General features: G+C 41.5%; 16 protein-coding genes and 1 tRNA gene. 9 read left to right on the top strand and 8 right to left on the bottom strand.

Translation table 11 applies throughout. The features are described from left to right. Positions 1-422 precede the first annotated feature (422 nt). The 5 genes from BV372_RS28035 to BV372_RS28015 all read left to right on the top strand — a co-directional run bounded on the left by BV372_RS28035 (position 423) and on the right by BV372_RS28015 (position 3,622). The gene (locus tag BV372_RS28035; protein WP_086689757.1) at positions 423-695 is read left to right on the top strand and encodes a hypothetical protein; all 273 of its coding nucleotides are present in this window, start codon (positions 423-425) and stop codon (positions 693-695) included. Positions 696-708: 13 nt separating this feature from the next. Continuing rightward, complete coding sequence (locus BV372_RS28030; protein WP_086689756.1) at positions 709-1,386, top strand: energy-coupling factor ABC transporter ATP-binding protein; 678 nt, start codon at positions 709-711, stop codon at positions 1,384-1,386. A 219-nt stretch (positions 1,387-1,605) separates the two neighbouring features. Next, positions 1,606-2,157 carry an NYN domain-containing protein gene (locus BV372_RS28025; protein WP_086689755.1) on the top strand — a complete coding sequence of 184 codons (552 nt, stop codon included), beginning with the start codon at positions 1,606-1,608 and terminating at the stop codon, positions 2,155-2,157. 142 nt (positions 2,158-2,299) lie between these two features. Then, positions 2,300-2,371 (top strand) — tRNA-Asn (locus BV372_RS28020). A gap of 24 nt (positions 2,372-2,395) precedes the next feature. After that, positions 2,396-3,622, top strand: coding sequence for an aminotransferase class V-fold PLP-dependent enzyme (locus BV372_RS28015; protein WP_086689754.1), 1,227 nt, complete (start codon positions 2,396-2,398; stop codon positions 3,620-3,622). A gap of 113 nt (positions 3,623-3,735) precedes the next feature. Here BV372_RS28015 and BV372_RS28010 read toward each other — a convergent pair whose 3' ends face one another. Continuing rightward, positions 3,736-5,937 carry a CHASE2 domain-containing serine/threonine-protein kinase gene (locus tag BV372_RS28010; RefSeq protein ID WP_086689753.1) on the bottom strand — a complete coding sequence of 734 codons (2,202 nt, stop codon included), beginning with the start codon at positions 5,935-5,937 and terminating at the stop codon, positions 3,736-3,738. A 229-nt stretch (positions 5,938-6,166) separates the two neighbouring features. Here BV372_RS28010 and BV372_RS28005 point away from each other — a divergent pair, with 229 nt between their 5' ends. The 3 genes from BV372_RS28005 (at position 6,167) to truB (ending at position 10,196) form a co-directional block, all read left to right on the top strand. Beyond that, entirely contained in the window at positions 6,167-7,084 is a 918-nt protein-coding gene (locus tag BV372_RS28005) for a DMT family transporter (protein ID WP_086689752.1), read from the top strand. 332 nt (positions 7,085-7,416) lie between these two features. Beyond that, entirely contained in the window at positions 7,417-9,192 is a 1,776-nt protein-coding gene (locus tag BV372_RS28000; protein ID WP_086689751.1) for an alpha/beta hydrolase, read from the top strand. A 128-nt stretch (positions 9,193-9,320) separates the two neighbouring features. Continuing rightward, positions 9,321-10,196, top strand: coding sequence for a tRNA pseudouridine(55) synthase TruB (gene truB / locus BV372_RS27995; RefSeq protein ID WP_086689750.1), 876 nt, complete (start codon positions 9,321-9,323; stop codon positions 10,194-10,196). Positions 10,197-10,239: 43 nt separating this feature from the next. Here truB and BV372_RS27990 read toward each other — a convergent pair whose 3' ends face one another. The 4 genes from BV372_RS27990 to BV372_RS27975 all read right to left on the bottom strand — a co-directional run bounded on the left by BV372_RS27990 (position 10,240) and on the right by BV372_RS27975 (position 13,899). Then, complete coding sequence (locus BV372_RS27990; protein WP_086689758.1) at positions 10,240-10,536, bottom strand: hypothetical protein; 297 nt, start codon at positions 10,534-10,536, stop codon at positions 10,240-10,242. Positions 10,537-10,838: 302 nt separating this feature from the next. Then, the gene (locus tag BV372_RS27985) at positions 10,839-12,938 is read right to left on the bottom strand and encodes a TonB-dependent siderophore receptor (RefSeq protein ID WP_086689749.1); all 2,100 of its coding nucleotides are present in this window, start codon (positions 12,936-12,938) and stop codon (positions 10,839-10,841) included. A gap of 107 nt (positions 12,939-13,045) precedes the next feature. Continuing rightward, complete coding sequence (locus BV372_RS27980) at positions 13,046-13,363, bottom strand: energy transducer TonB (RefSeq protein WP_256973500.1); 318 nt, start codon at positions 13,361-13,363, stop codon at positions 13,046-13,048. Between the two features lie 110 nt (positions 13,364-13,473). Continuing rightward, positions 13,474-13,899 (bottom strand): ubiquinol-cytochrome c reductase iron-sulfur subunit, encoded by a 426-nt coding sequence (locus BV372_RS27975; RefSeq protein WP_086689747.1) that lies wholly within the window; start codon positions 13,897-13,899, stop codon positions 13,474-13,476. Between the two features lie 471 nt (positions 13,900-14,370). Between BV372_RS27975 and BV372_RS27970 the strand changes: the two genes are divergently transcribed. Next, the gene (locus tag BV372_RS27970) at positions 14,371-15,039 is read left to right on the top strand and encodes a cytochrome P460 family protein (protein ID WP_179198260.1); all 669 of its coding nucleotides are present in this window, start codon (positions 14,371-14,373) and stop codon (positions 15,037-15,039) included. A 107-nt stretch (positions 15,040-15,146) separates the two neighbouring features. Here the strand turns inward: BV372_RS27970 and kdpC are convergent, their stop codons facing one another. From kdpC to kdpB, 3 genes are read right to left on the bottom strand one after another with little or no spacing between them, the layout of a single operon-like run. Next, on the bottom strand, positions 15,147-15,749 hold the full coding sequence (gene kdpC, locus BV372_RS27965) for a K(+)-transporting ATPase subunit C (RefSeq protein ID WP_086689745.1): 603 nt from the start codon (positions 15,747-15,749) through the stop codon (positions 15,147-15,149). 49 nt (positions 15,750-15,798) lie between these two features. Next, positions 15,799-16,053 (bottom strand): potassium-transporting ATPase subunit F, encoded by a 255-nt coding sequence (locus BV372_RS27960; protein ID WP_086689744.1) that lies wholly within the window; start codon positions 16,051-16,053, stop codon positions 15,799-15,801. Between the two features lie 51 nt (positions 16,054-16,104). Further along, positions 16,105-18,210, bottom strand: coding sequence for a potassium-transporting ATPase subunit KdpB (gene kdpB / locus BV372_RS27955; RefSeq protein WP_086689743.1), 2,106 nt, complete (start codon positions 18,208-18,210; stop codon positions 16,105-16,107). Positions 18,211-18,237 lie beyond the last annotated feature (27 nt).

Here is an 18,237-nt window from a genome sequence, read left to right as displayed (position 1 = left end):
CAGTCGTCTAGAACGTCAAACCACCCTCTACTGGGGGCGCGTCCAACTGCGATGGTCATTAGAGCAAATCTCCAAATGTTATAAGTACAGGTTTTTACTTCTGTATTATAGATCGCTATTATTATTTAGCTTTCCATAAACAGAAAGTTAACTGGGTTGTCAATCCAGTTTACAATTTTTTACTGACTCTAATCATATTAGGTGTAAATCGCTAATTTTTCCAGGTAATTTTTAATTAAATTTAATATTTATATAGATTTAGGGGCATGGGGCATTGGGCAAGAAGGGAATAGGTAATAGTTATTTCTTTCCTCTCCTGTCTCCCTTGCCCTCCTCATCTCCCTCATCCCCCCCACTCCCTACACCAGTAGTCAGGCAGCTAGCGCTAGAATGAGTCCTACAGTCAAATTGATTAATGCTAAATGTTTACCATCGACTTAACCGTCAGAAACACTGCTTACCCTATATCAGTGCAACGTAAGACAGCAGAGGATGCTGAGGCTGTCTACCAGCTAATTTTGGCCGCAATGCGGTCTGGTAACCCCGACATTGTGGAACTAAAGTGCGAAGGCAAGACAGAGAAGAAAATTGCTATCCGTGCTAGCGAAATCTCTGGGGTGCAGATTCTTCAGAAAGATGGTGTAACCACTAGTAGTGGTAGACCACCTGGTTTTGTCGCCCTAACTACTGAGTGAGCAGGGTGTATCAATGGTGGAAGTGGGCATCGAGGTTAAGGATTTACAGTTCAATTGGCCTAGTGGGGAGAAAGCAATTAAATCTTGCTCTTTAGAAGTACCCAAAGGTGAGTTTTGGATGCTCTTAGGTACAAATGGCAGTGGTAAATCAACATTACTCAGACTGCTAGCAGGACTATTAGCTCCCACATCCGGTGAAATTCGGGTTTTGCATCCCGTGGGCTTTGTATTCCAAAATCCCGACCATCAACTAGTAATGCCAACAGTTGGTGCAGATGTGGCTTTTGGATTAGTGGAAGAAAAATTGCCGCCAGCTACAGTCAGAGCAAGAGTAGAGGAGGCTCTAGGAGCAGTAAATTTACAAACTCTGCAACGACGGCCTATCTATGCTCTCAGTGGGGGGCAGAAACAGCGAGTAGCAATTGCTGGCGCGATCGCCCGATGCTGTGAAGTCCTATTATTAGATGAACCCACTGCCTTACTAGATCCAGATAGCCAACTGGACTTGGTAGCTAGTGTACGCCGCCTTGTCAAAACTCGTGGGATTACAGCGTTATGGGTAACGCATCGCCTCGATGAGTTAAATTATTGTGATGGAGCTTTCTTGTTAGAAAATGGCTCTCTTGTTGATCAAGGTGAAGCACTCCGCCTTAAACAACGTTTGATGGAAGTAGACAAAGCAGCGTCTTAAAAATCTCTATTTTTTTCCAGTTCTTTGTCTTAAGCTCATAATTCAACACTAATAATTTAAAGAACTCAAACGCGCCTTTCTCAGGCGCGTTTCAAGTTTTTACATCATCTAATAGCATAACTTTCATTTTCTGTAACATAGTGTTACAAGCAATGCTTCAATTACTATATAAAGTTATGAACGAATCTTGCCAACTCTACATAACTGTGATTAAAAACCATGCCCCGTCCCTCACCCCAAGCCGTTTTATTAGTAGACGGCTACAATATAATTGGCGCTTGGCCTTGCCTGAAAAAAACCCGTGATAGTGCAGGTCTACAAGCAGCACGAGTGGAATTGGTTGAAACGATGACTAGTTACAGTTCGTTTCAAGGTTATGACACTCAAATAGTTTTCGATGCTCAATATCAGAATACCTCTAGTAACAAAGAAATTATTACTGAGCTTTTATCAGTTCATTACACTGATTTCGGGCAAACGGCAGATACATACATTGAGAAATTTTGTGCGTCTTTACGCTACCAAATAGCCCAATCTCGAATTGCTCGTGTAATTGTCGCCACATCAGATCGGGCGCAGCAGCTGATGGTACAGGGATATGGAGCTGAATGGTTGTCTGCACAACAACTATGTGGCGAAGTGGAAACTACAGTTTGTCGAATGCGGCATAGGTATCAGTCACGGAAAAAACCACACAGCAGATTTTTAGCTAATTCCATAGATGCCAAGTCCCGCCAGCGTCTGGCTGAACTGCGAATGGAATTGAAATAGATATTGGTGCTAAGAGTCTCTGCTTTGAATCCAGACTCTATTTTGGCTGCAAAAATCATCAAGTTAAGTATTTAAAAAAAATTTTAGCGGCAGTACTTGCCAAAACCTATCTTTTACCATTACTATTATAAATCGTGAGCGTTCCTCAGTAGCTCAGTGGTAGAGCGATCGACTGTTAATCGATTGGTCGCTGGTTCGAATCCAGCCTGGGGAGTTAAAAAAGGATAAAAGGTGTAGGATGAAGGATGAAAAAGCAAATTTCAAACTTCATGCCTTAGAATTTCAGGAATTGTGGTCGCTTGACCCATCGGTGACGTTCCTAAATCATGGGTCTTTTGGTGCTTGTCCGAAAGCGGTCTTAGCAGTTCAGCAACGTTTGCGATCGCAACTAGAACAAGAACCCCTGCGCTTTTTTGGTAGAGAGTGGGAACCACTGCTAGATAATGCCAAAAGCAAACTGGCAGAGTTTGTTGGTGCTGATATCCAAGACTTGGTATTTGTAAACAATGCGACGACTGGCGTTAATTCAGTGTTGCGATCGCTTTTCTTCTGTGCTGATGACGAAATCCTCACCACAAACCACGAGTACAATGCTTGCCGCAATGCCCTCGATTTTATTTCCAGCCGTACTGGTGCGCGGATAGTAATTGCACAAATTCCTTTTCCTATTGATTCGCCACAGCAAGTAATTGCAGCGGTAATGGAGCGAGTTACCGCTAAGACGCGATTAGCGCTTTTAGATCATATTACCAGCCAAACAGGATTGATTTTCCCAATTCAGCAGTTGGTTGAGGAATTGCAACATCGGGACGTAGATACCCTAATAGATGGTGCCCATGCTCCCGGAATGATACCGCTAAATTTGCGAGAAATTGGCGCAACTTATTACACGGGTAATTGCCATAAATGGCTATGTGCGCCGAAGGGAGCAGCGTTTTTGTACGTACAACGGGATCAGCAGTCAAAAATTCGTCCCCTGACAATTAGCCACGGTGCAAACTCACCCAGAACTGATAAAACACGCTTTCAGTTAGAATTCGATTGGGCTGGTACAGACGATCCTACAGCTTATATGTGCGTCCCAGAAGCGATCGCCTTTATGGATTCATTGCTTCCTGGTGGCTGGGGTGAGTTAATGCAGCGAAATCATCAGCTAGTTTTAGAAGGAAGACGGCTACTTTGTCAGTCCCTAGGAGTCTTACCGCCTTGTCCAGATGAGATGATTGGTTCTATGGCAGTCATACCAATGCCTGCTGCATGGAATAACCGCCATTTTATGTCTGTACACGATGAGTTATTTGATAAATTTGGCATTCAAGTACAGGTAGTACCTTGGCAGGAAAATCCTCGGTTGTTAGTGCGGATATCAGCGCAAATGTATAATACATACGAGCAGTATGTATATTTGGCAACAGCGCTGATTAAGTTACAGAATAGTTATGGCGGTTTACTTGTGAGTGAATAAGTGAAGAAATTATCTACGGTTAATTATTCATTTTTCTGACTAACACCAATAAAAGTGCGATCGCCATAGTGATTTAGAGCACTGCCAAGCCACAGGTGTGATAATTCTGGATCTTATTTAATCGATATTCCTAAACTATTAAACACTTCTAGAACTGATTGATATCTTTGTGTAAAGTCAAGGTGCACCATTTTATCTAAGACTCTGGCAAACTCTTCTGTAGTCTCAGCTAATTCCCACCAATACTGCCAAGTTTGTTCGCCAGTTTGAGATTCAACTTGGATAATCACTGCACCCGTATTCGTATCTCTGCGAAATACTTTTGGGTATATGCCTGTTAAAGCTTGTATGCCAATCATACCCAAGGCATAAATGTCGCTGTTAAGTGTGGGTTGACCACTCATTTGTTCAGCTGGAGCATAGCCAGGAGTACCAATGGCAATAGTTTGACTTTCTTGCTCTTGAGGTTGAACCTGCTTAACAGCACCAAAGTCAATTAAAACAATGTGTCCATCTGCTTTTCGCCTAATCAAATTACTAGGTTTGATATCTCGATGAATTACACCATAGCTGTGAATAAAAATCAGCACCTGTAAAATTTCTTTGAGGATAGCTATAACTTCAGGTTGTTTGAAGCACTTACCAGGGGTTAATTCATCAGCAAGAGAATGCCCAGAAATAAATTCTTGCACTAGATAAAATTGCTGATTTTCTTCAAAAAAAGCTAAAAGGTGTGGGATTTGGGGATGCTTACCCAAAATTTCTAAAATTTCTGCTTCTGTCTTAAAGAGGCGTCTAAGAACAGTTAAATATTCTGTATCTTGGCTGGCAGGTCGCAACTGTTTAACTACACATTCAGGATTGCTCGGACGCTGAATATCCTCAGCCAAGTAGGTATAGCTAAATCCACCAGTACCTAAATTATTAATGATTTTATAGCGCTTGTTGAGTATGGTGGTTAGTGGAACTTCTTGGATTAGTGGATAAATAGTTTTGCTCAGTATCGTCTCTTGAGCTGTAGTGCTCCCCCTTTCCCTAGCAAAGGACTGCAATTGAGCAATTAGTTCTTTTTGCTCTTGCACCCGTTGCATAATTACCTCTTGCTCTTGCTTACTCTGATAGGAGGTATAAGCCAAGACGCTACCAGCGGCAACTATTAACCCCAAGGCTGGAGATACTATCGGAAACCATCCAGCTTGAGTAAAAATCACAAAGTTGCTGCCAAACAATACTGAAAGGGTTGTTGCTTCTGCTAGTCCTAAGCCTACTGGATGGTGAATGCGCCAAGCTATTAATCCGCCTAGTAAAGTCCATCCCCAAATCCACAAAACTTCTCCCCACCCAGGCAAAAACCAAAACAAAGGCTGCTGATTCAGAACCACACTCAGAATCTGACTAATGCTGTGAGCATGAATCTCAACTCCTGACATCTTGCCAGAACGATCTAATTTGCCACTAGTGTAAGGTGTATTGAAAATATCATTCAGGCTAGGTGCTGTAGAACCAATCAAAACTATGCGGTCTTTGACTATATCTGGTTTTACTTGGTCTGAAAGCAGTTCTGTAACTGTAACCTGCTGGGCAATTTGACGAGGAGAACGATAGTTGAGTAGGATTTGGTAGCCACTTGCATCCGCTTTTTGATAACCCCCAGCGTGAGGTTGTAAAGGTTTAAATACAATATTACGTAGTTGCAGTTCCCGGTTAGAGGTGAATTGCGGTTGAATGCCTCCTACTGCCAAATATTTGAGGGCTAATTGCAAGCTAAAGGAAGAAACACTTTGACAAGGATCGGCTGCATCTGTACTGACTGATAAGAGATTGCGACGAATTACTCCATCAGTATCTTCTACAACATCGCTGAATCCGACTCGCTCTGCTTCTATACCCTGGGGGGGTGATGTTCCTGGATTTCCAGAACTTCCAGCTTCAGAATGTTTGCATATAGGGATGATAATATCACTCTCTTGCAAGCGTTTCAGAAGTTTCTCATGACCTGGCTGTACAGGTAAGTCACGAAAAATATCTAAACCAATGGCTCGTGGTTCATATTCCTCAAGTTTGCCCAATACTCGCTCTAAAACTTCACCAGAAAGCGGCCAATTCCATTTTTTGAGATCCTTTTCACCTACAGCCACAATCAACAAACGTGGATCTATGCCAGGATCGCTCCGTATTTGCATCATCTGGTCGTAAACTTTCAACTCTAATGGCTCTAAAACCCCTATTTTTTGAATACCTAGCAGTAAAACTGTGATTACTGCGCTAGAAATAATAGCTGGCTGTGTGAACAAACTTTTGAAATTTACAAACATATTACTATTTTTTCAAAATAAGTATTTTTTTATACTAAATTTTGATGACTGAAATTATTCAGTTCAATTTACAACTTGTAAGAAATTGATGAGGAATCATCCACTTTTAAACTAGTAAGCAGTTGAGTGCTTTACAAATAGCTACAGCCGCTAACAACAACCACTCAAAGTCAGATTTTATAACTAGCAGCTACTAGATAAAATCTATAATTCTATCTTTACCTTAACTATGCATCAAAGTTCTGGGCGCTGGCGGTTAGGGCTTGCTTTATCGCTCTTGACGGTCTTCTTGTGGGGAATTCTACCTATTGCCCTGACGGTAACACTGCAAGCACTTGATGTCTACACAGTAATTTGGTTTCGGTTTTCAGTGTCGTTTGCTTTACTGGCTGTGTATTTAGGTGTACAAGGTAAATTACCAACTCGAGAGCAACTGCGTTCTACTTCTTGGAAGTTATTAGCGATCGCCACAATTTTCTTGGCAATGAATTACTTCTTGTTTTTACAAGGTTTAGCACTCACATCACCTGCGAATGCTGAAGTAGTCATTCAATTTTCTTCGGTATTTCTAGGTTTGGGAGGGTTAGTTATTTTTAAAGAACGTTATCAGCTGTATCAATGGATAGGAGTCAGTATATTTACCCTAGGTTATGTCTTATTTTTTCACGAACAACTGACAAATTTAATTACAGCCCACAACGTATATCTTTATGGCAGTAGTTTGATTGTTTTAGGAGCAGCTGCATGGGCTATTTATGCTCTGGCACAAAAGCAATTATTACAATCTTTGTCTTCTGCACAAATTATGCTTATTGTTTACGGTGGTTGTGCTTTTTTATTCACACCATTTGCTACAAGTAAAACAATTTTTACACTCAGTAATTTACATCTAAATACATTACTCTTTTGTGCTTTAAATACTCTTATTGCCTATGGAGCTTTTGCTGAATCATTAGCACATTGGGAAGCATCTAGGGTAAGTGCAGTATTAGCTTTAGCTCCTATTGTTACTTTAATTACAGTGTGGGCTATCTCAGTAATTACACCTTCACTGATACTACCGGAAAAACTTACATTAGTAGGAGTACTAGGAGCCGTTTTAGTTGTTACTGGCGCGGCTGCAATTGCCCTAGGAAAAGCTGAATAATCGTTATATTTTCAGAGTTTTTACTGGCTATTAATTGTAGTATATAAATCCTCTGTTCAAAGCTACATGAGAAATACTGAGGCAAGGTGATTTTTTCTTTGTTATGATTTCACAGGAAGCGTCAACCAATTGAGTAAATCTCTTGCCAAATAGATATTTTTGATATCAGCATGGCTCTGTTACATTTAATTCTTGGCATTGTAACAAAGAGAGAAAAACTCAAAAAAAATCCATAATCAAGAGGCGATTAATATTAAATAACCTTACCAGGGTGCCCAAATAACTACCAAAGCCAACGCCTCGTGAAACAACATCACCGAAACAGTTGAGCGATGATTAGTTCGTTTGGTAATTGGGCCAGCACCCTGGGAAAAATTTTGCTATTGCTGGTTTTTTCAATACTGCTGCCAACATTTGGAATTAGTAATTCTGTGTTAGCAGCAGAGCAAATTTATGGTTCTTATTCAGCACTACAACTTTCTATTTCAGTCACTTCTTTAGAACATTATGCTCAAACTGGTGTAATTGATCACAAGCTAGCCATATATCAACAGTATCTACCACCACAACATCTCAAAGAATTACGGCGAATTTTACTCACTCCTGTGAAAGTAAGTCCGGTAGTAGTTGCACAATTTCTCTACACCCCACAGGGAGAATTTATACTACGACGGTTAGCAGCAGCGGTAAGGGCGCGATCGCCTCAACTACAATCGGAATTTCAAACCTTACGATCGGCATTTATTTCAGCCGCTGCGGAACCAGGAGGACTAACGTTATTAAATCTGTTACGGAAGTATCCCACCAGCAGCATTAACATCGATTTAGCGCACAGCATGGGGATAGCTGGAGAACTAAAGCAACTTGTCAATGAAACCAGCCAAGCGATCGCCCAAGTTAGCAAAAAGTCCAATATAGAAGCTACTACCCAAGAGCCAATAAATTTCTCTCAATTGCCAGATTTACGGCAACAAGGGCAATTTGAAGCGCAAAAATATACATTAAAGTTCTTCGACTTGTCACGCCGCAGGTCATTGTTGAGCGATCTGTATATTCCTAATGTCCACAGTCCCGCACCAGTAATTGTGATTTCTCATGGTTTGGGTACGGACAGTAGCAACTTTCGCTACTTAGCCAATCATTTAGCTTCTTACGGATTTGCTGTCGTTGTTCCCAATCATGCTGATAGCGATCGCAAACAATTGAATGGACAAGCCAATGTAAGTACAGAAGCAAATGGATTTACAGATAGACCTTTAGATGTGAAATACATACTTGATGAACTGGAGAAAGCTAACCAGTCGGATTCACGATTTAAGGGTCTATTAAATCTGCAACAAGTTGGAGTTTTTGGTCAATCCTTGGGTGGTTATACAGCCTTAGCTTTGGCTGGTGCTAAGATTAACTTTGCGCAACTGCGAAAAGACTGCCGACATGAGGTACTAAAAGATACCTGGAATATGTCTTTATTGCTTCAGTGTGGCGCTTTGGCATTAAATAAAGGTACGGGCAAAGAACTGAAGCTGTGGGATGAGAGAGTCAAAGCCGCGATCGCAGTTAACCCGATAACTAGTTCGATTTTTGGCAAAGCTGGCTTGAGCCAAATTCACATTCCAGTCATGCTCGTTGGTAGTAGTGATGATACAGTTGCACCAGCTTTATTCGAGCAAATTGTACCGTTCTCTTGGTTTGCGAATTCGCAAAAATATCTTGTGATGCTTGTGGGTGCAACCCACTTTTCCACCATTGGTAATGGTAACAGTGGGAATGAATCAGTAGGAGCGCTATCCCAAGTAATTGGCGATCATCCGGCTGTTGCACGTCGCTACATAAATGCTTTGAGTTTGCCTTTCTTTCAAACTTATGTTGCGCGAACATCACAATACTCTCCCTACCTCAACGCCGCCTACGCCAAAGCTATCTCTAGTCAGCCTTTAAGCCTAAGTTTCGTGCAGTCTCTCAGCACAACTGAATTAGCACAAACTGTAGACAGCGAAAGCCAAAGAACTAAGCTATCCATAAAAAAGTCACCCAACTCCATAGGCAATTTTGGGTTTTGGATGTTGGATGTGGGAGTTGCACTGCTGCATGTGATAATTTGCCTTTAAACCTCAACAAACATTGTAGAGACTGGATAAGTTGTGTCTCTACAATGTTTTTGTGCGAAAATATCATCTTTACTTACTCAAAAATAATTTTTGAGAGTGCGGCTATCCTAAAAGTTTAGAATTCTACTGTGCAAGGTTTTTTAAATTTAAACAAACCATTTGGTTGGACTTCTCATGATTGTGTGGCGCGGGTGCGAAAACTTTTGCGCCTCAAACGTGTGGGACATGCAGGAACTTTAGATCCAGCGGCTACTGGAGTTTTACCGATCGCATTTGGTAAAGCCACAAGATTATTGCAGTATTTACCAAGTAGTAAAGCTTACAACGCTACCATCAGGCTGGGTGTGCGTACTACAACCGACGATTTACAAGGAGAAATTATTACATCCGCACCTTGTCCTGGGTTGAGTTTGGCAGAGGTGAAAAGTTTATTACCTCAATTTGAGGGCAAAATTGAGCAGATTCCACCTAGTTACAGCGCAATTCAAGTAGATGGTAAACGACTATACGACTTAGCACGCCGCGGCGAAAAGGTAGAAGTTCCAGTCCGCACAGTGGAAGTTTTTCAGATAGAAATTTTGGATTGGCGGGAAGGAGAATTTCCCGAATTAGATATTGCGATCGCCTGTGGTGGTGGTACATATATTAGAGCGATCGCGCGTGATTTAGGTGCAGCATTAGAAACTGGTGGAACCCTCGCCGCTTTGACACGGACTGAAAGCAGCGGCTTCTACCTAAAAGATAGTCTCACCTTGACTGACTTAGAAGCACAACTGCAAGCAGGAACATTTTGTCCTATGGCTCCTGATGCCGCCTTGCAATATTTGCCATCTGTGACGTTACCAGCAACATCTGCTCAAAAATGGTGTCAAGGTCAGCGTATTCCTGTTCCAGATGTATCGGGGATAGTGCGAGTTTATGAAGAAGAGACTCGTTTTTTGGGTATTGGACAATCACAAGATGGGGTGCTGATTCCGCAAATGGTATTTGAACCTATTTCTTAATCAAGATACTAAGAAAATCTTGGGGTCTTTATGTGAGGTATTTCTACTCCCAAGTTGAGACATCTCGCAGTAAATCTGGTATTTGCTCTTGAGATGGGGGAAACTCTAGTAAAGTTTCTCTGTAACCTAAATACCCAGACTCAGCAAACGACAACAGCATCCGCGCCAGCGCCAACCATACTTCTGGTTCGTATTCCCAATCACGATAACGCCCAGATTTACCAGCTATTGAACGTATTGCCCAAAAATAAGAATTTCTTACCACAGAACCGCCCTTTTTAAACTCTGGTAAGTCTTCGTGGTTGATGATTAGCACTTCATTTTCAATTCTGGCTCTCATATCAGCCATTGTAATTGATTGGTGAAATGTAGAGAATATGCGTAGACGCGGAGCGGTGTTAGCGCAGCGGTAGCGACGTAGAAGCGTCAGCAGTGCGTTGGACGGGTTTCCCGGCTTGTTCGCTGAAAGCGTTCCCGCAGGGTAGCAACTGCTGTTAGCGCAGCGTAAAGCCTTCTCTACGAGAGGCTGCGCCAACGGCATAGCTTCGCTTAGAGCGACGTTCGCGTAGCGTCTCCCCTTGGGAGAAGGAGCGTCACCCAAAGGGCTTGTCGTAGACATCGCAACATCTCTACAAGCAATCCCTATATCTCTGAGCTTAAACCTATACGGAAAGTAAACCCAGGACTGTAAATACGATTAACACGCTCGTATTGTTCACCTAGTAAATTTTCTAAATAGACTATCAATCCCAAATTTCTAGTTAGAGGAATGCGACCACTCAAATCTAAATTTAGAAAGGATGGTGCAAAATCTGTAGGCTTGTCACCAGCTTTTGCAAAGATGGATCTACGAGCGCCACTGTTATAAGTAACATACAAGTTAGCCTGCCAACCTGAATTTTGGTAACCAATGCCAGTTTGAAGTACAGAGTAAGGAATTAGACCCAACTGTAAGCCTTTTTCATCTCCTGTCTGGATTTGGGCATCTGTATAAGTGTAGTTGACAAAAGTTGACCAACCCGCAGCAAATTTGAATTGTAATGCCGCCTCTAAACCATTAGTATCTACTAAGCCAATGTTTTGCCATTTTCCAGCTATTACTCCCAGGCGATTGTCTAAACTACTGCCAAAGTAAGTAAACTGTCCAGTTAAATTCTCTGAAAAATTGATATCTACTCCCGCAGTCCAAGAAGAGCCAGTTTCTGGTTTTAAATTAGGATTTGGTTCCCAACCATGAACTGTATCGTAAACATATAACTGATCTAAACCAGGATTACGCTGTCCTCCGGTCCAACTACCACGCACAGCAATGCTTGGTGCAACAGCATAACGTAAACCTACACTAGGATTTAAATAATTTCCAAACTGTCCATCAAAGCTTTGTCTTAAACCTAAATCTACCGAAAAACTATCGCTAATATTTAAAGTATTAACGGCAAATAAGGCTGTGGTAAAAACACTTCGGTTTTCAGTTTCGTTAGTAGCAATTCTATTAGGACTGCTACTTAAAACATCACCATTTAAATCAGTATTTTTTAAATCTAACCCCCAACGCAATTGTTTATTTGGAGTTAATTTCCACTCATGATCCACCCTAGCTGACAATTGTTGTGTATCTAAAACACCTGTCCGATAATATTCTTGCCCTTGAAAAACTGTAGGACCGTAAGTGCTAAAGTAATCTTGGTTATAACCAAATGTGGTTGTAAGAGTAGAATTTTCCCCATTACCTAGCCGAGTTTTCCAAGATAACCCAGCACTTAATCCATCGTGGTCTAGTCGGTCTTTTTGTAGCGGAAACCCAAAATAGATTAAACCCCGACGACTGCTTAATTTAGTAATATCTAAGTTGAGGGAATTCTTTTTATCTAAATCTACGCCAATAGTACCAAAGTAAGTACTTGTGGCTGTATCTGCATTTGAGAAAAACCCCTGTGCATCACGATTGGCGGCTCCTACAGGAACACGGTAGCGGTTATCTGTAAAATACCTTTCAAAGCTAAAGTTATATTTTACAGAACCAGTAGAACCACCATAACTAACTTGTTGATTATTTTGGCTCAATGAGCCAAATTCTACACTGCTAGATAATTTAGGCTGACCATAGCCTTCTTTGGTGATGATATTCACAACTCCCCCAAAGGCTGATGAACCATATAAGGTAGAAGCAGCACCGCTATATAGTTCTACTCGATCAATCGCCTCTACAGGAATACTATTTAAGTCAGTTCCGCCATGATAAGTATTGATATTAGTATTAATTGGTCTGCCATTAATTAGAAATACAGATTGATTGATTGAAGCGCCGCGGTAGTATGTACCTGTGTGAGTATCTGCACCATGCCCTGCATCATTAACGGCAAAACCAGGCAGTCTTTTTATAACATCGGCTACACTATGAGCACCTTGTTTTTTAATTTCTTCTTGCTCGATTACATAAGTTGGAGTGGATTGAGGTAGAGTATCTTTTTCTCCAATTGTTTCGATGGTAATATCCGCATCATCTGGAGAAGTGGGGTCTATTGTTTGTTGCTCTGTTGGCTGAATTTCCTGGCTAATTTCACTTGATATAGATTGTTGCGTTAATAATTCAGCATCAGTGGAGGGTAGCTCAATATCACTTAGATCGGGAATATTGGAAATAGTTTTTTGGTTAATTTCAGTATCAGATGCCAAGCCAGGAGAAGCTATCAGTATGCTTTGGATAACTACAGGCAGCAGCAAAAAAAGGCACTTATTCACGTTTCTCACACCAGGTAAAAACAGTCACTAAATGCTATTTTTCTAGTTATTTCTCACAGATGTCAAAAGACAAGCTGTCGTAGTTCTACTTAACACTAAATAACTGATTAATTATTATTTGTTGAATTGGCATTGGAATCAGCAGGTGGTTTGGCGTAAGCTGGTAGTACATTTGTCGTTGGTGACTTTTTCTGTGCTGCTTCTCGTTGTCTTTGCCTTTGACGTTCTTGAAATTCGCGGTGACGTTGCGATCCTTTCATGGCAAAGTTAACTGAAGCTCGTACACCTTGTCTGCCGCCAGATGTCAGTTTTAATTTCCATTCTTGTGCTGAGCTTTGAGCGGCTTCATCCAATTCGCGATCGCCACTAGAACGAATTAACCCTACACGAGTGACATTGCCATTCTCATCGGTATCAACTTTTATTCTTGCTTGAATTAGATATTTCTAAATAGTGGGATAGAATTTACCGAAAAAGCTAAACCTCGGATACTTCCATCCCTAACATCAGCAACATTTTGATTGAATTAAATTGCCTATGTTGACCTAACTCGTACTGAATTACCTTCAATTTTGGCAATATAAGTTTTGAGCGGTTTTTTAGCTGGGCCTTTTTGTACCTTACCATCAACTGCAAATTCTGCGCGATGGCACGGACAGATAAATTTCTGCGCTTCAGATTTCCATGCCACTGTGCATCCTCTATGAGTACAGGTTGGATCAACAGCAATTAAATTTTCACTTTCAGATGTACCAATTATTAAAACAGGACCGACAGGTGAGTTTTCTGTAAGTAATTGACCAGTCTTATCTAATTCTCCTAAGTTACCGACTGTTTGCCAATCTTCAGATGTTGAATTTGTTGATGCTTTTGTTTGAGAAGAACAGGCAGCAATTACTACAGGTAGTGAGCTAGCTAACCAACCCAAACCAACCCAATGGATAAAATCGCGACGTTTCATAGATACAGAAATAATTGTTAAGTTTTAGAGCTTCTCAACTGCACAGTTGAGCATTCTTATTTTTTTAGACTGGCGAGCCAGTTAACTTCACAGGTAGCTTGATACCGAGTCTAATACTGTAGACCCAAGTTGTAAAGATAATTAGGCACCAGTAAATTCCTTACTTTATCAGTCCAAAGTATAAGTATATATTAAATTTCTAGTATCATCATTATCACGGTTAGCCGTGCTCAAACTTACGCTCGTTATAGTGATACAAACACTTTGCAGTAAGCGTTGTTATTAGTTGAGGCATATATTATATTGATTCTGTCTAACTGACAACCATGAATCAAATTTAACTATAAAAATAAACTTCAATTTTCTATGCGATATTTACCAATGATTAAGTATATACTCAAGCGATGGGTAAAGATACTAGTACTATTAAGCGCTTTGCTACTTGGATTCGCCTTAGCGGAGATGCTTTCAATGACCATCTCTCTGTCAACTTCTATATCTGTGGCTCAACGCCAGTACTCTACGAGAAGCCACCCTCCGGGTGTCTACGTTCAAGTCGGGAGACCCGCCCACACGACTGGCTCGACCTTACCACCTTGTTCCGCGATTCCCCGCCTACTGCAAGCTTCCAATCCCAAAGCTGCCGCACCTTTGCCACCAACTCTTCCTGGTATATCTTCTCCACGTCCAGCCCCTCAAATAGACAGGGTGGGATTTCCAGAAAACTATCGGAATGAATTCAAATTAATATATGTTGTTGACCGACCGGACAACAAGCAGGTACGTGTTATCTGTGGTAACGATATTGCTGCTGCTGTCAAGCCCGGAAAGACTTTTCCCTACGGCAGTGTGTTTGTCATGGAAATCTACAATGCTAAACAAGACGCCAATGGTAACATTCTCAAAGATGAAAAAGGGCAATACATCCGAGAAGCTCTCACGGCAATTTTTGTCCACCGAAAGGAACAAGGCTTTGGAGCTGATTATCTAGACGATCGCAGCGGCGAATGGGAGTACATTGGTTATCGACCAGATAAAACATACCTGCCAAATGCTGCACCAGGAAAGACAAATGCCTGTGCTTCTTGCCATTTAAGACAGGCGGGTAAGTCTGAAGATTATGTGTTCCGCAAAGAATAGGAACTGTATGTTTGATCGTAAGCGATCGCCTATGAATAGTGTCTTCGTGCCTTAGTATGAAAAAAACTTGAACCACGCAGACACGAAGGCACTAAAAAACAAAACATTTATTGATTTTGCTGACTGTTGATTTCTTGTAGATCCAAAGCGTAATTCAATCGCAGCACATTAACTCCTGGTTCGCCAAAAATCCATAAAATTCTTTCATCAGTATATTTATTAATTAAAGGTAATATCTCATCTTCTTTAATATTCCGAGCACGAGCAACTCTCTCCAACTGCTGTTTAGCTGCTTTCAAGGAAATATGAGGGTCTAAACCAGAGCCAGATGTATAAATTAAATCGGCTGTAGGCTGAATATTCTCATCTCGGAATTGATTTGCCTGCTCAACAATTCGGTTAAGTAATTCTGGATTGCTAGGGGCAAGATTGCTAGCGCCAGAAATGCCAGTTGGTTTAGCTTTTTTTCCTTGGCTATATCTCACTGTACTAGGACGCCCATGAAAGTATTTTTCTGATGTAAATACTTGACCAATTAAAGCAGAACCAATCGGTTTATCATCTATATTCAGTATGATGCTGCCATTAGCTTGCAATGGGAAAACAACTTGACCCACTAATAAAATTGCCAATGGATATATGATTGCTGTTAGTAACCAAAGTATAAAAGTTAGACGAATTGACCTGATGATTTCTCGAATAATAGACATACAATTTATTCGTTCTCAGAATTGAATTGCCAATGATAATTTTAAATTTTTAGAAACGTTCTGGCTGAAACATCACAACAAACAAGTAAAGAACAAGTGCTATTGTGACAAATCCCAAAATGCCAATCGCCCAAGCAGAGCGACGTTCTAACATGCCATCAGAGGCAGCATAAACTACAGGAGCAATTGCCAAATTCAAGCACAGCACTATAAATATTGCCAGTGGCAATTGTTGTTTACGCCATTGTGACCAGACAAATGATATTGCCTGTAACAAATCAGAATCATTAAGTTTTTGCTTCATTTTTTACTTTATTTTATGCATCCCTGGCATTTGTTTGGAAATTTTAAACTTTTAGGTCAATCCTGCTGCTGTTATTAGCATATCTATCAATTTAATGGCGATAAACGGTGAAATTATCCCACCTAAACCATAAATCAAGATATTACGTTGCAGTAGTTGATTAGCTGTCAGAGGTTTAAACTGTACACCTTTTAAAGCTAAAGGAATTAAAACTGGAATAATCAAAGCGTTGTAGATCAAAGCTGATAGCACAGCTGAATTAGTACTAGTCAATTTCATAATATTCAGACTTTGCAAATTAGCAGAGGCAAAGATTACCGGGATAATCGCAAAGTACTTAGCAATATCGTTAGCCAAGGAAAATGTCGTCAAGGCTCCACGAGTAATTAGCAATTGTTTACCAATACTGACAATATCAATTAGCTTGGTAGGATCAGAGTCTAAATCCACCATGTTAGCGGCTTCTTTTGCTGCTTGAGTACCAGTATTCATGGCTACGCCAACATTAGCCTGTGCTAGGGCTGGAGCATCGTTAGTTCCGTCTCCTGTCATCGCCACCAGTTTGCCTTCTGACTGTTCGTGTTGAATGACAGAGATTTTATCTTCTGGTGTGGCTTCGGCTATGAATTCATCAACTCCTGCTTCTTTGGCAATTACAGAAGCAGTAATCCGATTGTCCCCAGTCAGCATAATGGTATGTACTCCCATCCGGCGTAACTGGTCAAACCGTTCGCGAATCCCAGGTTTGACAATATCTTTGAGATAGATGACTCCGTAGATTTCGCGATCTAAGCAAACCGCTAGGGGTGTACCTCCTTGTTGGGAAACTCTTTCGTAGGCAGCATTGAGTTCTGGAGTTTCACGTCCGTTACGAGAACGTACAAACCCGATGATTGCTTCTACTGCTCCCTTGCGTACCTCACGCGCACCTGGCAGGTTTGTGCCACTCATGCGGGTTTTGGCAGAAAATTCCACTCCCTCTGCGTGGTTGGGGTCAAAGTCTACCCTAGCGCCGAACTTTTCTGCTAGCCGGAGAATTGATTTGCCTTCGGGAGTATCATCAAAAACACTAGCGATCCAAGCTACATTAGCAATTTCCTCGATTGAGTGACCATTAATGGGGATAAACTCTTCTGCCAAGCGGTTACCAAGGGTGATTGTACCTGTCTTGTCTAAAACTAGAGTGTTAACATCTCCACAGGCTTCGACTGCTCGTCCGGAAGTGGCAATGACATTAAATTGCGCCACTCTATCCATACCGGCAATCCCTATGGCACTCAGCAAACCCCCAATTGTTGTAGGGATCAGCGCCACTAAGAGGGCAATCAAAATTGGCACACTGACTGGACTTTGAACGGTGTAGGCTAATGCAGGCAGCGTTGCTACTACAAATAAAAACACTAAGCTGAGAACTGCCAATAAAACTGTCAAGGCAATTTCATTTGGTGTTTTGCTGCGTTCTGCGCCTTCTACCAAGGCAATCATCCGGTCAATAAAGCCTTTGCCTGAGTCGGCTGTGATGCGAACGATCAATTCATCTGAGATAATCCGCGTACCACCAGTTACAGAACTGGCAACATCCGAGCCTGATTCCTTGAGTACGGGTGCAGATTCCCCAGTAATCGCCGATTCATCTACTGAGGCTACACCCATAATCACTTCCCCATCAGCAGGAATAAAATCACCTGCCACCACGTAGACAGTATCACCCTGTTTGAGGCTGGTAGATCGAACTTCAGTAATTGAACCATCAGCAGCGAGTCTTTTGGCGATCGTCTCTGATTTTGTTGAGCGTAAAGCATCGGCTTGGGCTTTACCCCGTCCTTCAGCTACAGCTTCGGCAAAATTAGCAAACCAAACGGTGAAGAATAAAATTCCTGTTAACAAGCCATTGAAAAGTTGCGGGTTCTGCTGATCAACAGGACCAAATAGACTGGGATCAATCGCTACAGCCAAGGAGATGATTGTACCAATCCAAACCAAAAACATCACTGGGTTTTTGACAGCATGTTTGGGATTTAGCTTGACAAAAGCGTCCTTAATTGCTCTTAAATATATGCCTCTGGCACTTGCTTTCGCTTTTTTGCGTGATTGGCGGCGATCGCCATGACGAGAACGGGGGGGTTTTGGTTTGGAGGTAGTTGCAACTGGATTCATAGATTTAGTGAGTGAGGGGTGGGGCAG

The sequence above is a fragment of the Nostoc sp. T09 genome (genome assembly GCF_002154695.1).
Taxonomy (GTDB): domain Bacteria; phylum Cyanobacteriota; class Cyanobacteriia; order Cyanobacteriales; family Nostocaceae; genus Aulosira.
The sequence above is the reverse complement of the archived record's forward strand: the minus strand, read 5'-3'. Positions and strand labels throughout refer to the sequence as shown.